The organism is Lachnoclostridium phytofermentans ISDg (assembly GCF_000018685.1).
Taxonomy (GTDB): Bacteria; Bacillota; Clostridia; order Lachnospirales; family Lachnospiraceae; genus Lachnoclostridium; species Lachnoclostridium phytofermentans.
In genome coordinates this window covers 754,242-773,182 of the sequence record NC_010001.1, presented here as the reverse complement: position 1 = coordinate 773,182, position 18,941 = coordinate 754,242, and the positions used below count along the sequence as shown (strand labels likewise).

Genomic DNA, 18,941 nt, shown 5'->3' with positions numbered 1-18,941 from the left:
GTAAATATTTGCACATAAATCAGCAATTATTTCTTCAGTTTTTGTTAATTTTTCATAAATTAACGTTAACCTATTTCATGGCTTTATTATATAAAATCCAATTCAAGCCGTCAATCCGTTTTTTACCGTTTTTGTGCAATTTGTATACTTCAACAGGGAACAATGTATTAACTTATGAATTTTCACAATAAAATACCTGTTTTTAGTAAAGCAACTTTAGTAATTATAATTACTTAAATACCTCAGTTCCAGTTGGTATTCCATTCTATATTCTCCATAAAAAAAAGGAATCCCTATCAAGACTCTTGATTGGATTCCTTCTTTTTTAGTTTTTTATTCCCGTTAATGCAATCCCTTCAACAAAATACTTTTGACCTATTAAGTAGAAAATTACACCAGGCGCAAACGACATACATGTTGCTGCCATAGTTTTAGACCAGTCTTGCTTGAGGGCACCTCGAAAAACTGTAAGACCAATTGCTATTGTAAATTTTTCACTTGAATTTATGTAAACCATTTGTTGAAGTAAATCGTTCCAAAGTGTAATGAAAAGCAATAGTGCAACTACAATCATCGCTGGTTTGATTGCAGGTAATAAAATATTCGTTAGAATACGAAAATGACTTGCTCCATCGATAGTTGCAGCTTCATCAAGTTCGCGTGGAATCCCCATAATAAACTGCCGAATCAGGAATATATTAAAAGCTCCTCCTCCACAGAAGTATGGTAGAATCAATGGCCAATAGCTATCTCCTAGACCCAAACCTCGTGTCCACATGATATAAAGGGGAATTAAAGTGACCATAGATGGCAAGAGCATAGATCCAACGCAAAGGGTAAACAGAAATTTCTTTCCTCGGAAGCGTAAGCGTGCAAATGCATAACCTCCAAGAGTTGCAGTAAATGTTCCACCTAGTACAGAGGGTACAATAACAATCATGGTGTTACCAAGGTATTGAAAGAACTTAAAGTATTCCAATGTTTTTTTATAATTAGAAAACAACCAATTCTTAGGTATTAATGCAGGGGGATAGGCATATATCTCTGCATTGGTCATTAGTGAAGTTCGAAAAATCCACCAGATTGGAAAAAGTACTGCTACTGCTATGATAATTATTAACATCATAGCAGCAAATCCAACTATTTTATCTTTTCGTTCATGACTTTGAAACAATTTTCCTTTCGATTTTTCATTTGCATTGCTCATCTATCGTCGCTCCCTTCATAAAAGATCCAACTCTTTGATGTTACAAATAATATACCTGTAAAAATTGCAATCAATAGAAAGAATACAAACGATATTGCGCAAGCATATCCAATCTGATTACTTTGAAATGCATAACGATACATGAGATACGTCATAAACATGGATGAATTTCCAGGACCACCATTAGTTAAGGACAGGGCTGGTACAACAATCTGCATATTCGTGATAAGGCTCATCAACAGATTATAAAAGATAATTGGTGTCATACAAGGCAAAGTAACATGCAAAAACCGCTTCCAACCATTTGCTCCATCGATTTGTGCCGCCTCGTGATAGACACGCGGAACATTTTGCAATCCTGCCAAGAAGATGACTATGAGATTTCCAGATAACCAAACAGCGATTAATACCAAGGAGGGGATGATTAACTTGGAATCATTTAAAAATAGTACCTTATGTATTCCAAGCTTAGAAAGGATATAGTTAAACAATCCAAAGTTGGAATCATATAGCCACGCCCAGCCAACATAGATCGCAGCAGCCGGTAATACATATGGTACGTAAAATACTGCTCGCCAAAATCCTCTTACTGGCACCTTGCGATTTAAAAGCATAGCAATAAAAAGTGAATAAATCATACTGCATATAACGGCCAATCCTGCAAAATACACTGTTGCTTTAATTGAATCCGTAAAGTAAGGATCATTGGTAAACAGTCTCACATAATTGTCGATACCATTAAACTTTGGAGAAGAAAGCCCTTTCCAATCAAAAAAGCTGATACCAAATACACCTACTAGTGGAAGATATGTAATAAAGATAAGTCCAATAATGGAAGGAATTAGACATAAGTATGCTGTACGTTCTTCACTAGCTCGCATAGAAGAGCGATATTTTGTTTTATTTTTGGTTGTTTTACTCATAAGAACACCTCTTGGTTTGTGTAAGAGGGGGGGACTGTACACCGTTTGATAATTTTCCGTAAACAGTCCCCCCTCGATATGGATTCCTTGATGTTCAAGAACATAATCTCACTTGAACATTATTGACTGAATCTTTAATGAGTCGTCTTTGGGGTTGTTCGTTATTACTTTGCCGTTCCCTTATAAGCTGTTTTTAAGGCTTCCATATTTTTTGTAATTGCTTCCTGTGCAGTGACTTTACCAGTCCAAACTTCACCTAAAATTGAGGTGACTAAGTTATTAAAATCAACTGTATTATTTACATAATACCAGGACGCAGACTTAGAATTCTTCATAGCATAATCAACAACTGCACTCTTATATTCCTCATATGGAGGGAAGTTCTTATTGTCTACCCATTTATGAGTCATCGTTTCATCCGTATACCATTTTTGGAGGATTGGCATCCAGATACCAGTTTCAATCAAGGACCAGCTATTTTCTTCTTGATAATACCACTTTAACCACTCCATTGCTTCTTCTGGATGTTTTGTCTGCGAAAATACGACATTTGGTCCACCGGTACATAAGGTTAGCTTTTCTTTCATGTAAGGTAATACTGCAACACCATAATTTAATCCCTCTTCACGTGCTGATGCAAGACAGGTTCCCACATTCCAAGCACCTCCTGTTCCCATAGCACAAGTACCGGAAATAATGGAACGCTGTATACTATCATCTGTTGCTCCTGTCGAGAGAGGTGCAACATGGTCTACTAAGTACAAATCCGCAACTTTTTGGATAGCTTCAATACTAGCTTGATTATCAATTGTTACTTCTGATCCATCGCTTGAATAGTATCCAGCTCCATTGCTCATTGGCCATAGCTCAAGTTGCCATGCTAAGTTCTCTACTAGACAGCCGTATTGAACTATATTTTGCTCATCAAATCCCTTTTCATCAGGATGCTTTCCATTTTTATCTAAGGTAAGTTTCTTTGCAGTGCTAACAAATTCTTCCCAGGTCCAAGCATTATCAACAGACGCTGGAGGATAAGTGGCACCTGCTTTATCAAACATGTCTTTGTTATAATAAAGCAAAAGAACTTCGTTTGCTGCAGAGTAAGCAACGGTTTTTCCTTGATAGCGGAAAGCAAGGCTATCTAGCGGCTTGCTATCGTTTTTTCCATACATCGTACTAATATCAGCAAGCATTCCCTGTTCTGCCCATTGAAGAACCCCTGCTTCCGACATAATACCGGTATCTGGTAATTCTTTTGCAGTTGCCATAGTATTTAACTTTGTCATGTAGTTTTCCCATGGGATTGCGAGAACATCGACCTCGATTCGATCCTGTGAGGCATTAAACTTATCTGCTAGTTTCTGCGTTACAGCTCCCTCATCTGCACTCCCCCACATAGAATATGTAATCTTAACTTTTCCGTCCTTTGAGGATTTGCCATTACCCGTGTCTTTTGCATCCTTTCCACAAGCTACTAAGCTAACTGCCAAAATAGTTGTGAGCATTACGGCAAGAATCTTCTTAGTTACTTTCATAATTCCCTCTCCTTTTCATATTTTTATTATACAGCAACTAACGTTGCGCATAAACAACCTCTTGGAATTCTTATACAAATTCTTTTATCCAAACAATCATCTCTCCTGTTTTTCGATTTGCCCAATATGGATATGGTATAAACTTAATTTTTTTCTCTGCAAATTTCACGGGATGTTCCGAATATAAAGTTTCATTCTCCCATTCCTCTTGTATCATTTTCTTTCCATCACATTGAATCACCATCGTTCCCTTTAGTAGCGTATCATCATAAAACTCTTCTAATTCAGTATCTGAATCTATATAATACGCTGGAAGGTTTGATTCGTTATCCACCTCTTCCATACAATAAACTAGCGGTCCCTTCATGATTGCCACTTTCCCAATATCTTCTTTCACTAGCGGATTCGCTCTAATCATCCGTGGCTTCAACGTAAACTCCATATCAATCGTTTTCTTTGAAGAAGTTATCTCTATTTCAAGATAACCGTTCGTTATTTCTTTTTGGGTCAATTCTAAACCATTTACAAATACACAATACTCCTTAGCATATTCAGGAATTCGTATATAAAGTTTTCCACAAAACCCTTCCTCTCCATCCACCTCCATATGAACTTTGCCATCATACGGAAACCTTGTTGCCAACCGCAGTGTAGCTTCCCTGTTTTGCAATTTTACAGTAGTCTGATTTGAAATAAATAAGTTAACCCATATCGAGTTCTCATCGTAAAAGTAGATATACTCACCAAGTGAAGCCAATGTTCTCGCTACATTTGGTGGGCAACAAGCAACACCAAACCATGGCTGACGTATCGGTTTTACATGTTCTTTAGAAGTTCTCTTAATGCAATTGCCAGGCCAAACTTCTAACGGGTTTACATAAAAAAAGCTTTTTCCATCCATTGCTATTCCCGCAAGCACGGTATTATAAAGTGCTCTTTCAACTACATCCATATAAGATGCATTGTGTGTTATCTGCGCCATTCTTCTTCCGAATAATGCAAGGCCAATCGAAGCGCATGTTTCTGAATAGTTAGAATTATTCGGTAAATCATAATTTGCTGTGAAACGTTCTAATATTCCGGAACTACCAATGCCACCCGTTAGATACATACGCTTTCCTACAATATTCTTCCATAGGGTTTCACAAACACTTAACAGTTCTTTGTCATTATAGGCTGCTGCAATGTCAGCCATTGCAGAATACATATATACCGCCCGTACCGCATGACCTTCTGCTGTCGTTTGTTCACGGATTGGTTTGTGGGATTGAGAATAGGCGGTATCATAATGCATAAACTCAGGAAATATAGGCTTAAACTTTGGGTTTTTTTCTTCCTCAAGAAAATAGTTTGGGGAAGTTCCTCTTCTTTCTAAAAATAATCTTGCTTGCTCAATGTACTTCTTCTTCCCTGTGACTTCATATAATTTGATTAATCCAATCTCTACCTCCTGATGTCCTGGATACCCTGCACCATTTTTTTCTGGTGAAAATTCATCACAAATTAAATCCGCAAATCTCTCTACAATATGTATAAATCTTTCCTTTCCAGTTGCCTTATAATAAGCAACAGCTGCCTCCATTAAATGCCCAGCACAATACAATTCATGACCTTCTTTTAAATTTGTAAAGCGAAGATCCGGTTCCTTTATAGTAAAGTAAGTATTAATGTAGCCATCTAAACATTGCGCTTCCTCAATAAGTTCCACTACATCATCTACCAATTCCTCCAATTTTGAATCTGGGTCTGTTGCAAGTGAATAGGCAACTGCCTCAATCCACTTTGCTAAATCGGTATCCTGAAAGACTGCACCATAGAACTCCCCTTGTTCTCTTCCAGCGGCAATTTTGAAATTCATAATGCTATGACTCGTTTCAACGCCTTCTAAATTATCATTTAAGATATCCCATTGATATGGAATAATTATCTTTCTCACAAGCTCAACATACCGATTCCAAAATTCATCTTGGATACAAATGTCTTTTAATGGAATGCTCCCTAATTTATTCATCTCATGCACCTCTCCCTTTAACCTCATTATGCTTATCAAAAGAACATTTCTCCTTACATTTTTAAGTTGATTAAACGTTTCATTTTGTTTTCTATATATTACCATTTATTTGTAGATTTTGCAATAATTTTCCATTGTGTTTTTAAAATATTTGTAACTTAAATAGAATTAATCAATATAATTTATTGCTATTCTCTATTTTCTTGTTCTTATAACCAGTTTTATTACATGATGTAACGTTTTATCTATACATAGTAATTATTTAGACTTTTTTATCTTCTATTGCTTAACCAAAATAATTATTCCTATACAAAAAAAGCAGGTATACATGAAACAATTCTTAGTGAAAAAATCGCATTTCACTATAAAGTATTTCATTTATACCTGTTTACTGCTTTACATACTATTTATTATTTTACCATTTTAAATACTATTTACTATTATACCGTTTTATATACTATTTACTATTTTACCGTTTTTCGTTCTTTTTACTTTTCACCGTATTTCGTTCTTTTTACTTTTTACCGTTTTTCGTTCTTTTTACTATTTTACCGTTTTTCGTACTATTTACTTTTTATTAAAAAGTTTACACCGTTTTAGATGACTATTGGAAAATTCAAATAAACATTCGTCTCGGCCCTCTAGACTTCTTTCACCTCATAGATGGAATCCCTACGCATTAGTTTACATGTTACATAGTTAATCTGCTCGCACTCTGCTATATCATTTTCTAACATATGTATCATAGCATCAGCAGATCGATGGCCAATCTCACTTAATGGTATTGAAACTGTGGTAAGCGCTGGAGTAAATGCAGTACATAGCTCTCTATTATCAAATCCTATCAGCGCGACATCTTGTCCGGCCTTAAGGCCTACTGTACTTATATAATCATATACACCTGCTGCCATCTCATCATTCATTGAAAAAATAGCAGTTGTACCGACTTCCAGTAAACTTTTCGCTGCCTCATATCCCTTTTCTCTAGTCCAATCGCCTTCATAGCTAAGATTAGGATTATATAGAATACCCGCTTCATATAATGCCCTTTGATAGCCTTTTGCTCTCTCAATAGTATGTAAGCTGAATTTTTCTCCAGTAATTAACCCAATTTTTTTGTGACCATTATGAATTAATTCATTTGTTGCATCATAAGCAGCTTGTTCATCATCAAAAATAAAGGACGGTATATTGGGATCTCTTGAGAATCCATATGCAAGTACGATTGGTATATTCTCCAATTTGGGTATGAACTTTATTTCTCTACAATGTGCGCATACATATATTATACCAGCAACTTGAGCGCTCTCCATAATACGAAACTCTTCTTGAATCTGGTTGTTATAATTTTCATTATGATAAAATTCATTATTATATTTTTTATATAATCTTAAATTACCTAAGATAAATGAGTACCCTCTTTCATCTAATAACTCATGAATACCATCAATAATATCTGCACAATTGAACACTGTTAGATCTTCTGTAATTATTCCTATCACTTTAGATCTTCGCTGCTTCAAATTTTTTGCCATCATATTGGGGACATAATTCATATCTCTCGCGACTTCCAGTATTTTAATTTTTGTCTCCTCACTTACCCTTCCTTTTCCGTTCATTATGTTAGAAACTGTAGCAATGGAGACACCGCAAGCTTTTGCAACTTCTTTAATCTTCGCCATCATCTCACCTCTTCTTCCAAGTCACAATATACCTTATTCTACCATACTTTTGAAATAAATGTCACCTTGCTTGTAAAAAAATGCACCTCATATGCTAGAATTTTTTCTAACACTTGAGGTGCACTGTGATTTTTAATTAATCATTGAACCCTTACTTATTATAAAATCTATGCTCTTTCTCTCTTTTTTGTAACTACAAATACTACACCAGCACATGCCACGATACCAAGTAGTATAGCAACTGGCATCATATTCTCTCCAGTCTTTGGTAAAGCTGTATTGCTTGTTGTTTCTGCAGCTGTAGGCGTTTCAGCTACTGTAGTTCCTAAACTTGAAGCTTGGTCATCAGATAAAAATGCATCTTTAACGTAATATACACTACTTCCACCGTCAAGCCCCATAAAGTTAACCCAAGAAATTACCGCAACACCATTCTCATCTACTGGAAGAACTACATCCTGGTATTCTTCTGTTAAAGTGATACCAAGATCATTTAAATTAAAGGTTGCAGTATCTGAAACTACGATTTGTGCAGCAGCTGTGGCTCCTGTCGCTTTCATCACTATATGTAAGTACTTCGCATTTACTTCGTAATCGCCCATGTTAAGCTGTGTCCAGTTACCAGGTCCCTTTACGCATCCTTCTGCTTCTTCTCCTGCATTCACAAATCCGCCACTTACCATTTTTCCATCCTTCATTAGGTCCGAAGCTGCAAATGCATTCACGGAAAACAAGGACATAACAGCAAGTGCTGCTAAAATTGTTGCAATAGATTTTCTTAATTTTCTCATTGTAAATACCTCCTTGTGTTATTTAGTTTGACGTAAAACCGAAAATATTTCCCGGATGATATTGTGTATATTGTATAGTTTAACGTTTAACTAAATAGTACCATTTTTTCCTTATTATGTCAATATCTATTTTGGTACTTTTGAATATATTTAAGGTATGGCTCTTTTTTTAATGTGACCGTTGTTGCAGAAGCCTTCGAAGCTGCCAGAACCTTTATCCACACAAGAACCAGAGTTCCTCTCGATTTGTAGATGATCTAGAAGGGGCGTCGTGAAACTCAACAGAATCGGCAATGTCAGCCATCTCATTTGATTTCTACAACAAGGAGGCGTCAAAGTAATGTTTGAAGAATACTTTGAGATGGAACATGTACCATTCTCTCGCAATATCCTGTACATATCTCGTAGGGATCACCTGCTATTCTTGAAGTATTAAGCGAATATTTTTATCAAATCAACTAACTTTGTAAAGAGCCTATTATGTGCTAACATGGCTTGAATAATAAAAGGCTCCTACCTGAAAACTTCCCTAACTTTATCAGATCAATGTATTTTCTTAATTATTTACCACACCTCATTTCTAACTTTATTCCATATTTCTGGCATAGCATATCTGCATAATCGATCCGATAAGAAAAGTTTATCTGTACCTTCAAATATTTCACTATTACACATTGAAGGATAAATAATCACTTCTTTTTCTCCCTGTCTGCTATTGATAATATATTTTCCGTTTCGATTGAAGAAAATAATCCCGTAGCCTTGTAGTTGTGCTATATGGTTTATTTGATCTATATAATATTTTTTTTCTTGTGATGTTACTTCTGTTCTCAATTTACCACTAGTAATAAACTCTAAAAAATCTTTTCCTAGGAACCGATCTAACTTTCCCTTATTTCGCTGATTCCAATAATGCTCAAGACAGTTAGGACACGAAGCTGAACAATTGCATCCTTCAAATATCTCTTTCATTCTATTTAATACAGATTCAATTACCTCTGATACCTTGACTGCATATCCAGCACCTGAGCTCAATCCATCGTATAGATAAATATCTGCATAAATATCACTACCTACCATCCTAATACGATAACCACTTTTAACATCACTAAATTCTACATCAAGCTCTCTGCTCGCTGCTAATACTAGTGCTTCTGCAAAGGTAGTCAATGCTGGAATCAACCAAATATTAAATCCTGTACTTAGATCAACTTTGTTACTATCGAGTTTAATTACAAGAACCATCATATCTGTATTAAACTCATATCCTAAGAAAATATTTGAATAATTATGATGGCATCTCATGGTATCATCTTTGATATATAGGTTTCTATATGGTCTTTTCCTATTATTCCTGTCAGAAGGTTGTCCAATACTAGGTTCAATTGCTCCACATATTGAACACATCTCAAATCCTTTGTCCTCTGGGCCGCGATTTACAATAACTAATTTTTGATTTTCTCTATTCTCTATTTCTGCATAACCAGCTGAACCTACTTTACTCATTACAATACCTGATGGCATTGATGAATATGAAGGTACGCTCACATATGACAATTCCTGACTCTCGTGTGTTTCAGGAATTGACTTTCCTTCTCTTGCTGTAAACCCCCAAGGTTTAATCATTGTATGCTTCTCTAACGTATTCTTACACAGTGGACACTCATCATAAGTTTCATTTACGCCAAACCATCCACATAACGGATTAGTACAACATGATACTACCTTTTTATATTCATCTAACTCTAGCCATGGCTCAGCTGCTTTGTACTTATATTCTCTATGATACTTGGTATAATGATCATATATACCACCTGAAATGTATGTTTGTTTGTTTACTACAAGAGATCTTCCTGGAGCATATTCACTTAGGGCTATATCCACACTTCGTTCTGGACTCTCTTTAACATTACCATATAAGTCCTCTATCCAGAAATGTACGATATTACGTGGAAAGCTATAATTTGGAAGTACACCTTCAGAAAATAGGACATCAATTAATCGTACTGAATCTGATTCATTCTCATCAGATCTGGAAGTTTGTTCAAATATAAAAGGTGCCTCATCAACTTTATCTGCGATGTTTTCTAGTGTCTTACTAATCTCTTTATAATACCCTTTCCAATTAAAATCTCCCGTTGGAATTAATACTCTTTGTCTCTCATATGACATTGGTATTCTTTCTTTTAACCATCTTAGGAATTCAATATAATTATATTTATCCTCATAACTAAAGAAATCCAATGTTCTAATCACATCTAAACCGCTTCGTATTGTATAGAAAAATTCCTGCAAAAATATTAAATTAATATGCCGTCTAATTAATTTTGTATTCTTATCATCAATCCATGGAGTTCTTGGTATACCTGATATAATCTGCTCTGGATGTTTAAAATACCATGAATCGTGAGGTCCATTTTCTGTATATGTTACAATAGATGATACAGCTGCACCTGCACGTCCTGCACGTCCTGCTCTCTGCTGATAATTTTCTCGCATTGGAGGAACATTCCTTAAACCTACACTTGTAAGTGAACCAATATCAATTCCCACTTCCATTGTTGTTGTGCAACTTAGCACATCAATTGGTTCTTCATCCTCATTGAGTGTAATATTTCGAAATGCTAATTCATACTTTTCTGTAGTACCCCATACATCTTTCTTGTTATCTTTATAAGATAATTGTGCCGTATGCTCTTCCGTAATGATATTATGAATTCTCTCCCTATTAAGAGCATCTATTACAGGCTTTCTCCATAATAGATATCTTTTAAAATGTTCATCATCTACCTTGCGTACATACTCTGTACTACCGCAATATATGCAATGCCCCCACAAAGTATAAGTAGATATTCCTGCACAGCGATCGCATTTAATCCATTCTGAATTTTCTGCCGCTTTAAGGATTAATCTTGTTCCAAATAGATATCTACGATTATGGTTTCTTCCTGGCGACTGTAATATTTGTGTTATATCATCAAACCTATCAATTAAAGCTTGAATTACTGATTCATCATATTTTTCTTTGATAATATCATTTAGAAATTCTGGGAATTTTGCAATTTCATCAATACCAAATCTCCCTCGCTCATATGCTAAAATACTATCTCTTACATCATCGCCTATTTCAGGGAAAATGGCAATTTTATTAACAATTAAATATTGAATCCAAGTATTATAGATGCTGTATACATCTGTACCTGAGATACCTGTTAAATTTTCAACTTTCTCAAGAATTTGGTATTCAATTTCCTCTCCCGCGTCCCCTTGATCAGCTAATACTACCTGTGCTAAACCTAAGTTATTCAATGATCTATAACTATCACTAATATTCTTTAATAGTAACTGATAAAACATATCTGGTGGATTTCCTATATTAGACTTGAGTCTATCGAATTTCCGAATAGTTCGAGATGAATAAAGTTCTTCATATTTCTTTAGCTGCCTCTTGAACATCTCCTTTTCTTTTCCATAAAAGAAGCTAAGCTTATTATCATACACGACTTTTAGAAAAGCATAATATAACAAGTCGATTGTACTTTCTCCGGAGCTATCATCTAAAAGTTTTTGTGCCATAAAGATTGCTTGTCTGCCTGAATCACCATCTGAAGCAATTGTCATATCACGTGCTAAAGTAGCTGCTCTTTGTCTACTATCAGAAAAAAGCAATACTTTCTTTCCTCCATTTTTTAACTCTGACTTTATATCTGGTTGAACCTCAAATTGTTCTTTTACTATATTGGCAAAGGGTTCATTACCTCTTGTTAAAAATGGAGTTATTTTATTATGATCTCTACCACAATTCGGGCAAGTGTTGAATGTAAATGCTAATACATCCTCATTAAAGGTACTTGAAATCAATACTTTTAAATATCCTTCGTCCCCTGCATGTGATTCATCTCTAAATAGAAGGCCAGTCTTTGAATCAAGATATCCAACCGTTGAATTCTTTTTTGCTTTTCCTGTCTTCTTTCCTAGTTTAAAAAAATCAATTCTACCCTCTGGCATAATCCATAGATGAATTTCTTTAGGCTCTTTCATAATCTGGTTATTTCTAGACCAAAGGAATTCAAGACCATCATAATTTTCAATATTCTGATCATCAAATGCTCTTATATATAAGGTACCACATCGACGATCCATCATTAATTCATACATTCTTCCATTACATTCTGGACAAGTCTCTGTATATTTACTAGAAATATATCCAAGGTAAATCCCCATACCAGAATGCAGTTTTTTGCAATTAGGGTTGGTACAAACATATATTCCCTGTAATCCTTTGAACATCATATGAACCTTAGATCCCAGTAACACCTTATTTGTACTGGATTTTGCTGTAATACCTAATTGCAGTAACCTTTCAAGTGCTTGTTCAGCAAGTTGTTTTGGCACATTATCTTCGAAAACCTCTTTTGCTATTTTTGATAATGGCTTTGCTCCCTTTTCACAAATCGTAATAATTTGCTTCATCAAAGAATCACAAGATAGATTGTCATATAACCAGCGTGATATTTCTATTTCATCTTTTGGGATTTTACTCCATTGATTCATTCTACTTATTTTTTCATATTCACCTTTTCGTAATGCAACTTCTGACTGAAGACTTTCTAATGATAATCCCGCATAACTCTGCGCTTGTTCATATGTTCCACGCTTTGCATTTTTAATTGCTTTTATTTCTTCTCTTACAATAGAAAATTGATTTTCTTGATATACTCTTCCCGTAAGACCGCAAGCAAACTTTTGCAATTCATCATTTTTATCATATGGAACGCTAGCACTTGTAAGAATACACTTCATTTTATTAGATGAAATATTTAATTTATTCATTAATCTTCGTATCAGTAAAGCTACCTCACCACCCGAGGCTCCTCGATACATATGTGCTTCATCAATGACAAGTAACAATTTGTTATCCTCAGATGCATTTAGCCATTTAATTGTTTTACTCCATAATTCCTCTTCAATCGGACGCATTAACATATATTCTAACATGGAATAATTTGTAATAAGAATATCCGGACAGATTTTTTGCATTTCTCCACGTGTATACAATTCTGAATCCAATTTTCCCGTAACTTGAACTCCCCTTGATAAATGTTCAGCAAACTTCGTTAAATCTTTTGAAGGAATTCGGCCAACTTTTAATAACTCTTCATATACTTCTGACTTTAGATAATTCTTTTCTATTACCTTACCAAGATCTTTATTTTTATCCGCATTATCATTTCCTGCATACGGTGTTCTTCCTGTATACATCCCGAATCTGGCTCTCCGCTTATACTTACCATTGCAAAGTATTTTATGATATGCATCATCTTTTTTTCTACCGATAATATTTCTCATTCTTCCTAGCTGGTCAGAGACTAATGCATTCATTGGATATAGCACTAATGCTCTTATCCCTTCTTGTTCCCAGGAAGCTTCATTCGTTCTTGCTTCATATATTAAATCTGTTAAAATTGGCCATAAGAAACATTCTGTTTTACCTGAACCTGTTCCCGTAGTTACCATAACATCATGAGAAGAATAATATTGCTCTATTGCTTTTATCTGGTGATTGAATGGTGTTACAAAAACACCTAATTCAGCATTAGTTAATTGATTTAGAATATTCTTTCGTTCCAAATCTAATCTTGAAGAATTAAAACCATCTTGTGACATTTTATAGTTCTTGGTAACTTCAATAAATGGCTCCTGAAATATTGTATCTTCATTAAATAGAAGCTCATCTGCTGCATCGGTAAGCAAATCATTCTCAGCAAAATACTGTGCCTTAATATAATCAACTAATTTGTTTGTTAACCGATCATGTGTTTTTCTTATTCCTATCTCTCTCATGTACTTTCCCCTTGCTTAATTAATATTATACCAAGCTCATTTAACCTTTTTGTTATGATTTCCCATAAAAATTCAGGCACAATTCTGTAATACTGATCTTTGTAGGTTCTATACGGCCATGATGCTGCCATTAACATTTTTTTTTCTGACTTAGGTAAAGGTTTGTGTGATTTTAATATAATATACTCTCCTTTATGATCATATTTAAATACAGTGGGTGATTTATACCAAGCATTTAATGCATACATTATACGGTATATTTCACCATTCTCAATATACCAAGGATCTAAATCAACAATTGAGTAAACATCTTCATCTTTTTTTACTAATAAATATCCCCCATTATACTCACTCGCAAGCTTTAATAGATGTATTCCGGGTGGAAGTTTTTCAATATCAACAGGTTTCCAACTATTTAATAATGCTGTTTTGTTTCCTAAATGAAACATCAGATACTCTCCTGTGATTTTTTTCTGTCTCCATGGAAATTTAGTAACAATACTGCGGTAATATTCAAAAGCATTTTCATTGATCGGACGATATTCTATTTCATATTTAATTACTTCATCTACTTTCCATAAAGATGCACCAACCGCACAAAGATTCCTTTCTGCATCTCTATCACCTTTGAATAAATATAATCCTTCACCATATTTTATATATCGTGGTACTAGTGGAACAAGACGTCTTGATTGTATCTCTGCCAGGTTTTCATTATATAAGGTTGCTTGAATGATTTCACTTGATAAAATACGGGCTTTCTTAACAATATCAAACTCATAATCTTCATCTAACCAGTCCAAATTAATATCAAAGCACTGTAAATATGCCTCCAGTACTTTAGCTAAATAACTTTGAACATACATAATATCCACACTTTGGTACTCATCTTTTCTCTGTATATCTTTATAAGAACTGCCAAACAATAATGTTTGCACCCACGCTGCCCCTACAGAGTAAATAATCCTCTGATTATAATCACACTCTGCTTCATTAATAAACCGCTTTAATTTTAAATCCCTCTCTATTTGCCGTAGTAATTGATTTTTCATCCCTCTACCTTCTTAATAACTCTACTAATTTATTTGAGAATCGTTCTGTATTGTTATCAATTATATTGTTGATTCTTTCTTTTTCTTCTTCGCTTAATAACCACTTAGCTTCAGCAATAAAATATTTTTTAAGTACATCTTCTTCGGAATTTTCCATATATGCTTGTTCTAACTCTGTAAATAAATTGCCTCGTCTCATCACATAAGCATTATCCAAAGAAATATCACCAAATATATATCTGGCTAACTTATGACCGTTTTCTATACCAGTGTACTGTATACTTTTGAATAAATGATTTGCTTTTGCATATATATCAACATTTATATTTATATTTATATTTTCTTGTCTGTCTATGGAAATTAATTGCATGTAATTATAGAAATATCTCGGTACATACTGTAAACATACATTATTTTCAGCAGTAAAAATTAAAACTTTATCAATACTACAACGAAGTATTGGTAACAACATTTTCTCATTTAATGTACCGAATGCATCTTCAATAATTACACTGTGGGTTTGTGCCTGCTCAATTTGCTCAAGCAAAGCTTTAGTCTTATTAAACCCTACAGGAATTGCAATAATTTCTGATTTTTCTCCATATCTAGCTGCTGTTAATGCCAATGCTATTCTTCTGGCATTAAACCCACATATCAGCGGGCTCAAACCAGTATTGATGGCTGCATTAAAAATATCAGAAACTAAACCTATGCCCATCTTTTCACCAGCATTTGATAAATTCGTTTCAACAATTTGAACATAATCATAATAGTCTTTACATGGTTCGAGCTCTTTGTCTATACTTCCTTCGATAACAAATACTTCATCATAAACATCTGGTATATACTTTTCACTCAACTTATCTTTATCATTTATCATTGATTGATGAAATAAGATTGACTCTAGCTTTTTTTCTAATAATTTTTGTTCTAAATGTTCTACATATGTATTTACATATTTATCCCATTCTATGATTTTTTCTTCGCGTGTTTTAATCTCACTATCAAGTTGCTCGATTTGCGTTCTATAAATACTTATTTCATTCTCAAGATTCTTCCCATCTCTAACTAATTGTTCATTTTCTTGTTTCCATAATTTGTTGATGTCATTATAAAAATCTTCTGTCTTTTTCTTCAATACTTGCTCAAGTTGTTCCAACTTTTCTTGTTTATCTAATATCTTTTTATTTAGTAAGCCTTTTTCATTCTCTTTTATTTGAATATTATCTTCTAATAATGAAATTTTTGTTTGATCTAGATCATTTTGTTTGTTCAATGATATAATAATGTTTTCTTTTTTATGAAGTTCTTCCTGAAGTTCTTTACATTGTGTTGTTAATATATTTATTCGATTTTTTAATACATCTTTTTCTCGCTTAAATTGTTCTAGTACTTCTTCTTGCTTTTGCTCAAACTCCATTGCTAATGTAACTGCTACTTCTTTTTTTGTTTCTTGTAAGATACTGAGTCTGTTCCATTCCATTTCAATTGCATTTTTCAAATTATCTGCAATTGTTATATTAAATAATTTCATTTGAAGATATAGTAAATCAAAGTCCAACTTCGAATTTTTATCTTTAAGAATGTGCTTAAATACTATAGAATAATCGTTTAATGTAAACTTCTCAACTTCAGTAATTTTAAAGTTATTACCAAACACTTCTTCAATCATGCTTTTAAACACATATTTCTTTTTGCATGCAAGATCATTTAAATACTTGTAATAATTAAAATCCTTTTTTTTATATAGTTCAAATACTACCTTGGGCAAAAACTTCTCAACTAAAATAGACTTTTTATCCATATTCCCAAGCATAGCTTTATACTTAGCATAATGTTTCGTATTACGCTTTATAGGCTCCAATAAATTCCCTAGATCGTCACTTTTAATCAAAATTTTTATATCATCATCTGTTAATTCATCTATCAGATCTGTATTTGTATTCCGCATACTTTTGTTTCTCCTTTATCATCTCAACATATTGAACCACATTGACTGGCATCTTTCCATTTTGTATCCATGTATAAATAATTTGATACAAATCACTAGAAATTGGCTTTAGAAACTCTAATAATTGTAATAATGATCCATCTACTGGCATCATAGGACCGTTGCATAGCCTTAATACATTGAGTTCAGACATCAAATCAATTTTATCTTCTATACTTCGCATGCTATAATCGAACGTATAAACACCAAATACTCCTGCGTCTACAACAAGTTCTTGATTATGTTTTATACGGCCTATGTGTTTCCTAGATGATAATTCCACATAACTATGATTCAATAAATATGCCTTAACTTCATAATCTGACAATAATTTAATTTCACAGTCGTATAGTAATGAATCATCAATCTGTGTGATAGTTTGAAAAGACGAATTCTTACCTTCAAAACCAATTCTTGGAGCATAATAATTATCGATAACATAGCTCTCTTGGCTATTTGTAAGTATCACTCGAATCTCATTTGAGTATTTATGGAAAGAATATTCAGATAATAATATTGTTTTATTATCTGTTGGTATTTGGAAGATTAGATTTCGCTCTGGTATTGGGCATAATCCATTATTTCCAACATAAAATAATTCTTGTTCCAATTTTTTTTTATGATATAAATATGAAATTTGATCACATTTTCTATAAGTTATTTGCTTACCTTCAATTATAGCTGGTGGCCACATTGGAATGATTTCATCGCTCTGTTCAATTAATTGGTAACCCCGTTTTTGTATATATGAAATTGTTGCACTATTGGCTTCCTTTACAACCATTGAATATATATAATATTCATATTTCGAATATTGACTATTAAATGCTAAACTTCCGCTATAATCAAACGACATTCCCTTGATGCAGGGTGTATTGCTTAATTTACTAATAATCAAATATTCCTTACCAACAATGATGTTTGAATATAATGCTACCCTATATCCACCTTGATAGTTCGAATGAAAAATATCTACTGCAGGATTAATACCTCTGATTCCCCATTTCCATTTCTCTTCTATTTCATCAATTCGATATTTCATATTACTACATTGTATATTAATCCATTCTGCATTACTTTTTACCTTATATGACTTCAGATTGCAAGCTGAATGCATCTCGCTCGTTCCATTCTCTTGTATTGAAACTTTGGCACCCCATCTTTGAAGTAAATCTATAGTTTTATGACTAAGTAATGGAAATATAGCCCGAATTTCATATTTTCCAGACAAACTTTCACATATGTATAAAGAAATTCCACCATTGGTGATATAAGCTTTATCAACATCCCCATCAATTTTCTTAGGCTCTGGGGTTCCTCTATAGCCAGGGCACATCATCTGTACAGGCGTTCTATTTTTGATTATTTTATGCTTAAAATGTTCTACTCGTTTATGAGATTTTGCTATAAAATGTATTTCTTCTAAACAATATGGACATATGTATGTTCGTCCACTATATGCATTCCATGGGTATATTTTTATACCATAACCATTAATCCCATATTCTATGGCAGCCATAATGTACTCCTTTGATACAACTAAACAAATTGGTAGTATCTGATAATTGTAATTATTCATTTTATCTTGATCATCTCAAATTTCAAATATGATGAACATAATCTGATAAAAAAAAATTCCTGGTGGTATTCAATTCTTTTTTAGAAACGTAAACGGTCAGATACGTTAATTAATCCGTATTGAAGCGAAAATTTTATAAAATATCTATTTTAATTTATTAAAGATGAATAATTTAGGTTTATATATCATTTAAACCTCTAATCCGTCTAATTATATCCTAATTATATCCTAATATTTTCCATTCTTCAATAATTTTTGCAAAATTATAGCAATACTAAAATTTATTTGTTTCCACATCAACCTTTTATGTAAAATAATAAAACCAAC

10 protein-coding genes are annotated in these 18,941 nt (G+C 33.5%); all 10 read right to left on the bottom strand.

From position 1 onward, the window contains the following. Positions 1–325: 325 nt before the first annotated feature. The 10 genes from CPHY_RS03215 to CPHY_RS03170 all read right to left on the bottom strand — a co-directional run bounded on the left by CPHY_RS03215 (position 326) and on the right by CPHY_RS03170 (position 18,614). Positions 326–1,207 (bottom strand): carbohydrate ABC transporter permease, encoded by an 882-nt coding sequence (locus CPHY_RS03215; protein ID WP_012198625.1) that lies wholly within the window; start codon positions 1,205–1,207, stop codon positions 326–328. Beyond that, entirely contained in the window at positions 1,204–2,130 is a 927-nt protein-coding gene (locus CPHY_RS03210; protein WP_012198624.1) for a carbohydrate ABC transporter permease, read from the bottom strand. Before CPHY_RS03210 ends, CPHY_RS03215 begins: the two co-directional genes overlap by 4 nt. Positions 2,131–2,294: 164 nt before the next feature. After that, a complete protein-coding gene (locus CPHY_RS03205; protein ID WP_012198623.1) occupies positions 2,295–3,665 on the bottom strand; it encodes an ABC transporter substrate-binding protein in 1,371 nt (456 codons plus the stop codon). Between the two features lie 70 nt (positions 3,666–3,735). Beyond that, positions 3,736–5,676 carry a glycoside hydrolase family 127 protein gene (locus tag CPHY_RS03200; protein ID WP_012198622.1) on the bottom strand — a complete coding sequence of 647 codons (1,941 nt, stop codon included), beginning with the start codon at positions 5,674–5,676 and terminating at the stop codon, positions 3,736–3,738. A gap of 641 nt (positions 5,677–6,317) precedes the next feature. Continuing rightward, positions 6,318–7,358, bottom strand: coding sequence for a LacI family DNA-binding transcriptional regulator (locus tag CPHY_RS03195; protein WP_012198621.1), 1,041 nt, complete (start codon positions 7,356–7,358; stop codon positions 6,318–6,320). A gap of 167 nt (positions 7,359–7,525) precedes the next feature. Next, the gene (locus tag CPHY_RS03190; protein ID WP_012198620.1) at positions 7,526–8,149 is read right to left on the bottom strand and encodes an LPXTG cell wall anchor domain-containing protein; all 624 of its coding nucleotides are present in this window, start codon (positions 8,147–8,149) and stop codon (positions 7,526–7,528) included. A 564-nt stretch (positions 8,150–8,713) separates the two neighbouring features. Beyond that, on the bottom strand, positions 8,714–13,993 hold the full coding sequence (locus tag CPHY_RS03185) for a DEAD/DEAH box helicase (RefSeq protein WP_012198619.1): 5,280 nt from the start codon (positions 13,991–13,993) through the stop codon (positions 8,714–8,716). Further along, positions 13,990–15,045: a hypothetical protein gene (locus tag CPHY_RS03180; RefSeq protein ID WP_012198618.1), complete on the bottom strand. Its 1,056-nt coding sequence runs from the start codon at positions 15,043–15,045 to the stop codon at positions 13,990–13,992. The genes CPHY_RS03185 and CPHY_RS03180 overlap by 4 nt, the downstream gene beginning before the upstream one ends. 4 nt (positions 15,046–15,049) lie before the next feature. Next, on the bottom strand, positions 15,050–16,996 hold the full coding sequence (locus CPHY_RS03175; RefSeq protein ID WP_012198617.1) for a hypothetical protein: 1,947 nt from the start codon (positions 16,994–16,996) through the stop codon (positions 15,050–15,052). Beyond that, complete coding sequence (locus CPHY_RS03170; RefSeq protein WP_157668645.1) at positions 16,965–18,614, bottom strand: hypothetical protein; 1,650 nt, start codon at positions 18,612–18,614, stop codon at positions 16,965–16,967. The genes CPHY_RS03175 and CPHY_RS03170 overlap by 32 nt, the downstream gene beginning before the upstream one ends. Positions 18,615–18,941 lie beyond the last annotated feature (327 nt).

Bases quoted from the DNA above. Each gene is read 5' to 3' on its own strand.
- CPHY_RS03185 (WP_012198619.1), bottom strand. From the start codon at position 13,993: ATGAGAGAGATAGGAATAAGAAAAACACATGATCGGTTAACAAACAAA.
- CPHY_RS03190 (WP_012198620.1), bottom strand. From the start codon at position 8,149: ATGAGAAAATTAAGAAAATCTATTGCAACAATTTTAGCAGCACTTGCT.
- CPHY_RS03215 (WP_012198625.1), bottom strand. From the start codon at position 1,207: ATGAGCAATGCAAATGAAAAATCGAAAGGAAAATTGTTTCAAAGTCAT.
- CPHY_RS03200 (WP_012198622.1), bottom strand. From the start codon at position 5,676: ATGAATAAATTAGGGAGCATTCCATTAAAAGACATTTGTATCCAAGAT.
- CPHY_RS03195 (WP_012198621.1), bottom strand. From the start codon at position 7,358: ATGGCGAAGATTAAAGAAGTTGCAAAAGCTTGCGGTGTCTCCATTGCT.
- CPHY_RS03180 (WP_012198618.1), bottom strand. From the start codon at position 15,045: ATGAAAAATCAATTACTACGGCAAATAGAGAGGGATTTAAAATTAAAG.
- CPHY_RS03170 (WP_157668645.1), bottom strand. From the start codon at position 18,614: ATGAATAATTACAATTATCAGATACTACCAATTTGTTTAGTTGTATCA.
- CPHY_RS03210 (WP_012198624.1), bottom strand. From the start codon at position 2,130: ATGAGTAAAACAACCAAAAATAAAACAAAATATCGCTCTTCTATGCGA.
- CPHY_RS03205 (WP_012198623.1), bottom strand. From the start codon at position 3,665: ATGAAAGTAACTAAGAAGATTCTTGCCGTAATGCTCACAACTATTTTG.
- CPHY_RS03175 (WP_012198617.1), bottom strand. From the start codon at position 16,996: ATGCGGAATACAAATACAGATCTGATAGATGAATTAACAGATGATGAT.